Here is a 9,259-nt window from a genome sequence, read left to right as displayed (position 1 = left end):
TGTCATGGAAGCTTTCGGCCGCCTGCTCGGCRATCTCTTCCAACGTTTCCAGACAGTCGGAGACGAAGCCCGGGTTGAGGACGGCAATGCGCTTGACACCGTCCTGCGCAAGTTTTTCGACCGTCTTGTCGGTATAGGGCTGCAGCCATTCCTCAGGCCCGAAGCGCGACTGGAAGGTGACCTGCAGCTTCTCCTTCGACCAGCCGAGCTTTTCGCGCAAAAGCCGCGCGGTCTTCTGGCACTGGCAGTAGTAGGGATCGCCCTTGTCGAAATAGCTCTTCGGAATGCCGTGGAAGGAGGTCAGAACCACCTCCGGCWCCCAGTCGAGCGTCGCCAGGTGACGCTCGATCGAGGTTGCCAGAGCGTCGATGTAGACGGGATCGTCGTGGTAGGGCGGAACGGTGCGCAGTGCCGGCTGCCAGCGCATCTTCAGAAGCGCCTCGAAGGCCTTGTCATTAACGGTGGCGGTGGTGGCGGCGGCATATTGCGGATAGAGCGGGAAGACGAGAATGCGTTCACAGCCGGCCTTCTGCAGTGCGTCCATGCGCGAGGCGATCGACGGCTGGCCGTAGCGCATGCCCCAGTCGACGATGACGTTAGGCTGGTCGGCGAAGGACTTCGCCATCAGTTCGGACTGGTTGCGGGTGTAGGTCCGGAGGTAGCTTTCGTTCAAGTCCYTGTTCCAGATCGTCTCATAGGCCTTGCCGACCTTGCCGGGGCGGGTGTTGAGCACGATGCCGAACAGGATCGGGTACCAGAACAGTCGCGACCACTCGATCACCCGGCGGTCGGTCAGAAACTCCTTCAGGTAGCGGCGCATCGAGGTGTAGTCGGTGCCATCAGGCGTGCCGAGATTGACCAGCCGCGACCACTCGATCACCCGGCGGTCGGTCAGAAACTCCTTCAGGTAGCGGCGCATCGAGGTGTAGTCGGTGCCATCAGGCGTGCCGAGATTGACCAGCAGGATACCGACCTTTCCGGATTTGACGGACGGGTGGTTGGCAGGGGTGGTCACGGCAAGCTGATCGGTCATCTTCATCCTCGTCGGGTCCCCGTATCGGGACGCCGCTTTCGTTCCTTCGGTTTCCAGTCCTTCTAAAAAGAAAAGCCGGCGCGGGGAAGCCGCGCCGGCTCTGAAAGTAGAGGCAAATTGTCTTACTTTGCCGGAATCTCCAGTTCCTTGCCGACATGCAGGTGGCGCGGCGCCGGCTTGCCGTTGGCGTCGGAGATCTTCTTCCAGAGCGCGCCTTCGCCGTAGAAGGCCTTGGCGAGATCCCAGAGCGTGTCGCCCTTGGTGATCACGTGCTTCTGCGGGCCGCTCGCTGCCGCCGTGCCGCCGGCCGTTGCCGCCGGCTGGGCTGCCGTGGCGTCGGCAGCAGGCTTTGCGTCCGCCGCCGGCTCGGCCGTTGCCGCACCGGCCGCCGAAGCGACCTCGGTGATGCGGCCGTCGGTATAGGGCTTGAACGGCTGGTGGGCGGCAAGGTAGTCGGCAAGCACGGTTTCGAGGCCCGGACCGTAGTCGTAGGCGTTTTCACCCTTCTCCTTGAAGACGTCGTAGCCGTCGCCGCCATTGCGCATGTAGTTGTTGGTGACGAGCGAATAGGTCTTGGCCGGATCGAGCGGGACGTAGGCCTCGCCTTCCTTCACCTCGACCGAGACGACGCGGCTGCCGACCGGCTTCGACTTGTCGAAGGAGAACTTCATGCCGGCCACCTGCGGGAAACGGCCGCCGCCTTCTTCGAGCTTGCTGAGACCGTTTTCCAGGGCTTCACGAATGCCGTCGCCCTTCATCTGGAAGGTCGCAACCGTGTTCTGGAACGGCAGGACCGTAATGGCTTCGCCCATCGAAACGTCGCCGGCATCGATGGAGGCGCGCAGGCCGCCGCCGTTGGTGATGGCGATGGTCACACCCTGGCCCTTGACGCGGTCGAGCATGGCGTCGGTGAGCAGGCTGCCCATTTCGCACTCTTTGGTGCGGCAATTCTCGCGCGAGCCGTCGATCGGTGCTTCGGTCTTGGCGATGATCTTCGAGCGCAGCTCTTCGATCGGCTTGCCGAGTTCGGCGACGCGGGCGAGCACGGCCTCATCCGGCTTGACCGAGCTGTCGACCAGGATCGGATCGCCCTTGGCAGCCTTGACCACGCCCTTGTCGTCGAAGGTAACGACGAGGTCGCCAAGATATTTGGTGTAGGAGCCGGCCTGGACGACCGGAACCTTGTAGCCGCCTGGGTTATCGACCATCGTCGGGTAAGGACCCTCGGCTTTTGCATCGGTGTTGGACAGCAGGCTGTGCGAGTGGCCACCGACGACGACGTCGACATCCGGGATCTTGGCGATGGCCGCGAGGTCGCGCGGATAGCCGACATGGGTGAGCGCTATGATCTTGTCGACGCCCTGCTTCTTCAGCTCCTCGACGGCTGCCGTGGTGGTGGCGACGTCGTCGCCGATCAGGATGTCCGGGCCGGGGGAAGAGAGCTCCGGCGTGTCGTTGGCAACCGCGCCGACGATGCCGACCTTCTGGCCACCGACATCGAGCACGATCGACGGTTTGATGCGGTCGCCGATCTTCGACTTCTGGCTCGGCAGCACGTTGGCGGTGACGACCGGGAAGGCGATCTTGTCGAGGAAGCCGGCAAGGCCGTCCTCGCTCTCGTCGAACTCATGGTTGCCGACGGTCATCGCGTCGAACTTCATCAGGTTGAGGAATTCGGCTTCCGCGAGGCCCTTGTAGGTGGTGAAGAACAGCGAACCCTGGAAGTTGTCGCCGGCGTTGAGCAGCAGCACGTTCTTGCCCGAGAGGTCCTGGCGCTTCTGGTCGATCAAGGCCTTGAGGCGCGCGACGCCGCCGAAGCACTCGTTCTTGCCCTCCTCTTCCGCCGAGCAGGTGGAATCGAACTTGTTGATCGATTCGATGCGGGAATGGAGGTCGTTGATATGCAGGATGTTCAATTCATAATCGGCGAAGGCTGCGCCCGAGGAGAGGGCAAGAATGGACGCGGTCATCAGGCCGGTCCGCACGTGTCTGATCATGATGTTCTCCTGTTTTGCCGGTTGTCGCCCGACCGCATCCGGTCCGCCGAAACGGATCCGGTCCCCACGGTCGGGGTGGCTTTGCCGGGCCGGATGTTTTCATCACTTGAAGGCGACTTCAAGCGCTAAAACCATGCCCTGGTTGTCGGGTTTACCGTTAAGGTTAAGTCGTGGCCCGCAAACGAAAAAAGCCTCCGGACGGAGGCTTTTGCAATTTCGTGTTTTCTGTTTTAGCCGCGACGCGCGAGCGAGAACTGTGCCCCGGCGTCGGTGGTGCAGTTGAGCTGGTTCTGCGTGACCAGAGCGCAAGCGACCTTCGACTGGGTGTTGCGCACCAGCGAGGTCATATTGATCTCGACAAGCGTCGGGCTCGTCTTGACGTAGTTGCCCGAGGCGAGCAACTGGTTGGTGTCGGTCGTGCGCGTGGAGAAGGTACCACCGGCAAATGTCGAGACGATACCGTTCGGGTCTACCCAGGAGCCCTCGACGCCCGAAGCCTGGCGTGCCGGCTGCCCACCCTCATCGATGATCCGTGGCGACGACTGGCAGGAGGCAAGCGCGGCCGCGGTTGCGATTAGGGTCAGAACGGCGAATGGCTTCATAGGCGATTTCCCCCGCGTTTGGGTCGAGCGGATTGTTTCATTCCGGCAGACCATGCCGCGATCATGAGTTGAAAGCAAGAGCGGCAGGCCGCGGCCTCGGGCTTTTCCGCCAGAGATGAAAAGGCCCGGGGCACGTTCGTGTCCCGGGCCGGATGCGCTTACGTCTCAGCAGCTTAGCGAACGAGGATGTTCTTGAACTGCCACGGATCCTTGGTGTCGATGTCTTCCGGGAACAGGCCCGGGCGACCGTCGAGCGGGGTCCAGTCGGTGTAGTGACCTTCGACCGGGCCGAGGTAGGGCAGTTGGACTTCGAGGCAACGCTTGTAGTCCATCTCGTCGGCTTCGACGATGCCGGCCTTCGGGTTCTCGAGAGCCCAGACCATGCCGGCAAGAACAGCCGAAGTGACCTGCAGACCGGTCGCGTTCTGGTAAGGCGCGATGCGGCGGGTTTCTTCGAGCGACAGGCGCGAGCCGAACCAGTAGGCGTTCTTGTCGTGGCCGTAGAGCAGCACGCCGAGTTCGTCGACGCCGTCGACCAGTTCCTTTTCGTCAAGGACGTGGTGCACCGGCTGGGCGTTGCCGCCGTTGCCGAACATTTCGTGCAGCGACAGAACGGCGTCGTTGGCCGGATGGTAGGCGTAGTGGCAGGTCGGGCGATAGGTGACTTCGCCTTCCTTGTCGCGAACCGTGAAGAAGTCGGCGATCGAGATCGCCTCGTTGTGGGTCACGAGGAAGCCATACTGCGGGCCGGGGGTCGGGCACCAGCTGCGCACGCGGGTGTTGGCGCCCGGCTGCTCCAGATAGATCGCTGCCTTGCAACCCTTCTTGTGCTTCTTGGCGTTCTTCGGCATCCAGTTTTCATGGGTGCCCCAGCCGAGTTCGGCCGGCTGCAGGCCTTCCGAGATGAAGCCTTCGACCGACCAGGTGTTCCAGAAGGTGTTGAACGGCTTCGGGTTCTTGGTGCGCTGGGTGTCGCGCTCGGCGATGTGCACGCCCTTGACGCCGACCTTCTTCATCAGCTTGGCCCAGCCTTCGCGGTCGTCCTGATGCGGCTCTTCGAACTTCACGCCAAGGTCGTTGGCGAGGTTGAGGAGGCCCTGCTTGACGAACCAGGAGACCATGCCGGGGTTGGCGCCGCAGGTGGAAACCGCGGTCGTGCCGCCCGGGTTCTTTTCCTTTTCCTTGCGCACGGTTTCGCGCAGCGCATAGTTGGTGCGCTCGGAATTGTCCATTTCGGCGTCGAAGTAGAAGCCGAGCCACGGCTCGACGACCGTGTCGACGTAGAGCACGTCGAGCTTGCGGCACATCTTCATCAGGTCGAGCGAGCCGGTGTCGACCGACAGGTTGACGCAGAAGCCCTGGCCTTCGCCTTCGGTCAGAAGCGGCTTCAGCAGTTCCTTGTAGTTGTCCTTGGTCACATGCGCGCGAACGTGACGAACGCCATGGCGTTCGAAGATCTCGTTGTCGGCAGCATCCTCACGGGGCTCGACCACGATCAACCGGTTCTTGTCGTATTTGAAGTGGCGCTCGATCAGCGGCAAGGTGCCGCGACCGATCGAACCGAAACCGATCATCACGATCGGACCGGTGATCTCGCCATAAACCGGATAGGTGGTATCTGCCATTTTTGTCTTACTCCTGAGAAAACTTTCCCTGTGGCGGTGGGTGACTAAGCATGAGGAAGCGGCTGTGGCCGCTGTTCTGGCTCGTATGAATGTGCCGACGGCCGCGATGCCCGTGGGGCACGCGGCGCTGTAGAGCATAGATTGCTGTCACAATAAAGAGCCGGCGGGTCAACCGCTATTTGCGTCTGTGCTTAACCGGCGATCGTGAGAAGTGCTTCAATCAGCCCGTCCCGCTTGCTGACAAGCCCCTTGTAGGCGGCCTGCGGCAAGGTCAGGGCGCGCAGCTGCTCGACGAAGGACGCGGCCAGGGCTGCGGCATCCGGCCGCTTGCGCAGCATCGTCAGCGGGTCCGAATAGATGCGGATAGTGAAGACGAGCGCACCGGTCTCAGGCAGCTTGCGCAGCGTCTGCCGTTCGATGCGGATGAAGGTCCGCTCCTCGGTCATCTCGATCGCACCGGCGGCGATGCCTTCGGATTTCGATTTCGGCAGGTGCAGCGCGCCGTCGACATTGACCGCCCAGTTGAAGCGCTCGACGAAGCGACCCGGCGGCAGGTTGTCGAACATGCGGGCAATCAGTTCGGCATTGCGGGTGCCATGCTCGAAACCCGGGACGGGGCCATGGATCTCGTTCATGGTGCGGCCGTATTTTTCGGCGAGCGACCAGGACGAGGGAAAGGCGACATAGGCAGCGTTGAGACGCCAGCCGTCGTCGGTCTTTTGCATGATGGCGAGATCGTCCTGGACAAGCGATCCTGAAACGGCCAGTGGATCATCGCCGTCGAGTGGCACGGGCTCGCCGCCGACGATCATGCTGTCGCCGTCGCGGCGGTAGATCTCTGGGTAGGCGGCCGGCAGGTAGTCGACCAGAATGCCGAGCAGTTCGCGCTGGGCGTCCTGCGTACCGTCGGCTGCGGCAAACACGGTACCGCGCGCTTGCGCAAGCAGCAGCTTCTTTTCGGAGAGATAGTGCTGCAGCTGGTCGTCCGGCTCAATCCAGCGATCGGGGTCGAGCTGGGCACGGCCGATGGTGAAAGGTTTTGAAGAACCGTCGTAAGGCGTATGCTTCATGCGGAGCGACCGGTCTAGGTTGCGATTTAACCATATTCCCTATCGTTTCGCACGGTGAAACGCTTGTCACAAGCGGTTCGTGCTATAGCTACGGTAGAAGCATCCGCTTCGCGCCATAATTGATTAGTTCCCGGAGGCGTGACAGACCGTGACCGGTAGTCATCTCAAGGCTCTTGCGGCCCTACAGAGTAAAACACCCGTGCTGATCGCACTTTATGATCAGCACGATCGACTGCGCTTCGCCAATCCGGCGTTTCGCGCGGCCTACCATGTCGGTCCGGACGAGAGCCCGACCTGGGAAGAGATCATGCGTCGGAACCATGCCGCCGGACAGGGCACCATCCTGAAGTCGGAAGACATCGATGCCTGGATCGCCTCGACATTGCACCGGCGCGGCAAGGTGCCGTTCCGCGCCATGGAAACAGACCTGCACGACGGTCGCTGGCTGTGGATGACGGAGACGGTGGATGCGGATGGCTGCATGCTGTGCATCGCCGTCGACGTCACGACGATCCATGCCGAAGAACGGGAACTGCGCCAGGACCGCGACTTTGCGCTTCGGGCCGCCCAGGTCGACGAGCTGACGAGCGTGCCCAACCGCCGCTACACGATGGGGCGTCTCACCGAGTTCATCGCCAACTGCGCCGAGAACCCGCATATGTGGGGCTGTGTCGCGATCATCGATATCGATTACTTCAAGGCGATCAATGACCGCCACGGCCACCAGCGCGGCGACGAGGTTTTACTCGACTTTGCGCGCCAGATGCAGGAGTTCGTGCGCCGTTCGGACTGCTTCGGCCGGATTGGCGGCGAGGAATTCATGCTCATCCTGCCTGATACCACCATCAGCGAGGGCCACCGCATTCTCGATCGTCTGCTCGAACGGGTGCGCAATTCCCGCCCGCTCGAGAACATCCCGGAGTTCTTCTACACCTGTTCGGTCGGGGTTGCGGAGTATCGCGACGGGGACACGGTCAGCGACCTCTATGCACGCGCCGATCAGGCGCTCTATCTCGCCAAGCGCGATGGGCGGGACCAGGTCAGGCGCCACACGCTTCCCGGCTCAGACCAGGAGGTTCACCCGGATCAGGCCCCGTAACGAGTTGCCGAGATAAAGGTCGCCGCGGGCGAGGTCGTTAAGTGAAAGCCGCGCAACTCGCGCGCGGCGCTGGCAGATGAGCTCGGTACGCAGCACGCCGGCAAGCAGGCCGCAGGCGATCGGTGGCGTCTTGAGGATGCCGCTGCCGTCGTCGAGGAAGACGGAGGTGATCGTGCCTTCGCAGACCTCATCCTTCTCGTTCAGAAGCAGAACTTCGTCGGCCTCGCTCGGGCCGAACTCGCCGCGGGCTGCCTCATAGGCGGCGCGGCGACTGGTCTTGTAGCGCAGCAGCGGATCGCCCGACTTCAGCCGGGTGCCGGCAACCCGTACCCGCCAGACCGTATCTTGGGGGAGCGGCGCGAAGGGGGCGGTCTTCACCTCGATATGGCCGTCCGGGAAGAGCTCGAGGCGAACGCGAAGCGCGGCGCCGCCATCGCCGGCCTTGACCGCTGCAAGCAGCGCGGCCTGCGCGCCATCGGCGCCCGAAATGCCGAGACGACGGGCGGATCGGACCAGCCGGGCGAGGTGCAGACGCAGGCGGATGAAACCGGCTTCGGGCTCGTAGCGCAGGGTTTCGATCAACGAGAAATCCGTCATCGGACGACCGCGTCGTCGGCGGGCGCGACATCGCCTTCGCCGAGCGCGATCCTGTCGTCGCCAACGGCAAAGCGGGCCTTCAGGAGGCACTCTTCGTATTCGGACTGGGCGGTGCTGTCGAAGACGATGCCGCCGCCGACATTAAAGACGGCATCGCCATTTTCGAAGAGCGATATCGTCCGGATCGCGACGCTGAAGCGCATCACGCCGTTCGGGGCGATGAAACCGATGGCGCCGCAATAGGCGTCGCGGGGACCGTCTTCCAGGTCGTGCAGGATTTCCATGGCGCGCATCTTCGGCGCCCCGGTGATCGAGCCGCAGGGGAAGAGCGCCGTGAAAATATCCTTGAGGCTGATCTCGGGCAGGAGCTTCGCTCGGACGTGGCTCACCATCTGGTGCACGGTCGGATAGGTCTCGATGTCGAAGAGTTTCGGGACATCAAGCGTGCCGACCTCGCTGATGCGCGAGATGTCATTGCGCAGGAGATCGACGATCATCCGGTTTTCGGCCTGGGTCTTTTCGTCGGCGCGCATGGCGGCGATGATCTCGGCGTCTTCCGGCGCCGACGCGCCGCGCTTGGCCGTGCCCTTCATCGGGTGGGTCTCGATCCAGCCGTCCGCATCGACTCGGAAGAAAAGCTCCGGCGAGCGCGACAGGAGCACTGGCCCGTCGAGCGCGACGAGCGCGCCGTACTTGACCGGCTGTCGGTCGATCAGCGACCAGAAGGCTGCGCGCGGGTCGCCGGACCAGCGGGCATGGATCGGCATCGTCAGGTTTGCCTGGTAACAATCGCCCTTTCGCAGATGCAGGTGCAGGCGGTCGAAACGTTCGCGGTAGGTATCGGAATCCCAGCTGGCGCGCGGTTCGCTCAAGAAGGGTTCGTTCTCGGTTCGCCGCTGCGGCTCGGAGAGGGGATGATCCTCGCTCGGCGCATCGAAGATGCCGAATGACATCAGCGGCGTCTTGCGATTTTCCTCGGCAAAGCCTTCGAGCTTCTCCTCGAAGAGATGGCCGGCCTCATAGGACATGAAGCCGGCAATCCATTTGCCTGATTTGTGCGCGCGTTCAAGCTCGGCAAGGCCGCGGACAAAATCGGCCTTCGTGCGGGCCGTTATGACGCGCGAAGGCGATGCGAAAACCGTGGTGCGGCTTTCGCTGTCGTCCCGGAACAGCACATAGGGTGCAGTGTCGCTCATAAAGTCGTCTTGTCGATCGCGCCGCGATCCGGACCCTTGT

Annotated in this window: 8 protein-coding genes; 1 reads left to right on the top strand and 7 read right to left on the bottom strand. The window is 62.7% G+C overall.

All coding sequences use genetic code 11. The features are described 5' to 3' along the window. The 5 genes from hemH to ASD63_RS05925 form a co-directional block, all read right to left on the bottom strand. A partial coding sequence (gene hemH / locus ASD63_RS05945) for a ferrochelatase (RefSeq protein ID WP_060528879.1) occupies positions 1-1,033 on the bottom strand: 1,033 nt, incomplete at its 3' end. 122 nt (positions 1,034-1,155) lie between these two features. After that, positions 1,156-3,030, bottom strand: a complete 1,875-nt coding sequence (locus tag ASD63_RS05940; RefSeq protein ID WP_034806086.1) for a bifunctional UDP-sugar hydrolase/5'-nucleotidase — start codon at positions 3,028-3,030, stop codon at positions 1,156-1,158. Between the two features lie 230 nt (positions 3,031-3,260). Then, positions 3,261-3,632 (bottom strand): outer membrane lipoprotein Omp10, encoded by a 372-nt coding sequence (gene omp10, locus ASD63_RS05935; RefSeq protein WP_034806089.1) that lies wholly within the window; start codon positions 3,630-3,632, stop codon positions 3,261-3,263. A gap of 173 nt (positions 3,633-3,805) precedes the next feature. Further along, positions 3,806-5,257 carry a homospermidine synthase gene (locus ASD63_RS05930; protein ID WP_034806092.1) on the bottom strand — a complete coding sequence of 484 codons (1,452 nt, stop codon included), beginning with the start codon at positions 5,255-5,257 and terminating at the stop codon, positions 3,806-3,808. 191 nt (positions 5,258-5,448) lie between these two features. Beyond that, the gene (locus ASD63_RS05925) at positions 5,449-6,327 is read right to left on the bottom strand and encodes a DUF3445 domain-containing protein (protein WP_060528866.1); all 879 of its coding nucleotides are present in this window, start codon (positions 6,325-6,327) and stop codon (positions 5,449-5,451) included. Between the two features lie 148 nt (positions 6,328-6,475). Here ASD63_RS05925 and ASD63_RS05920 point away from each other — a divergent pair, with 148 nt between their 5' ends. Further along, complete coding sequence (locus tag ASD63_RS05920) at positions 6,476-7,426, top strand: sensor domain-containing diguanylate cyclase (RefSeq protein WP_034806098.1); 951 nt, start codon at positions 6,476-6,478, stop codon at positions 7,424-7,426. On the opposite strand, the gene ASD63_RS05915 is transcribed toward ASD63_RS05920, so the two are convergent. Beyond that, positions 7,391-8,023, bottom strand: coding sequence for an aminotransferase class IV family protein (locus tag ASD63_RS05915; protein WP_034806101.1), 633 nt, complete (start codon positions 8,021-8,023; stop codon positions 7,391-7,393). The two genes, ASD63_RS05920 and ASD63_RS05915, sit on opposite strands and share 36 nt — an antisense overlap. Next, positions 8,020-9,219 (bottom strand): aminodeoxychorismate synthase component I, encoded by a 1,200-nt coding sequence (locus ASD63_RS05910; RefSeq protein WP_060528865.1) that lies wholly within the window; start codon positions 9,217-9,219, stop codon positions 8,020-8,022. The genes ASD63_RS05915 and ASD63_RS05910 overlap by 4 nt, the downstream gene beginning before the upstream one ends. Positions 9,220-9,259: the final 40 nt, after the last annotated feature.

The sequence above is a fragment of the Ensifer sp. Root558 genome, assembly GCF_001427045.1.
GTDB lineage: Bacteria > Pseudomonadota > Alphaproteobacteria > Rhizobiales > Rhizobiaceae > Ensifer > Ensifer adhaerens.
The sequence above is the reverse complement of the archived record's forward strand: the minus strand, read 5'-3'. Positions and strand labels throughout refer to the sequence as shown.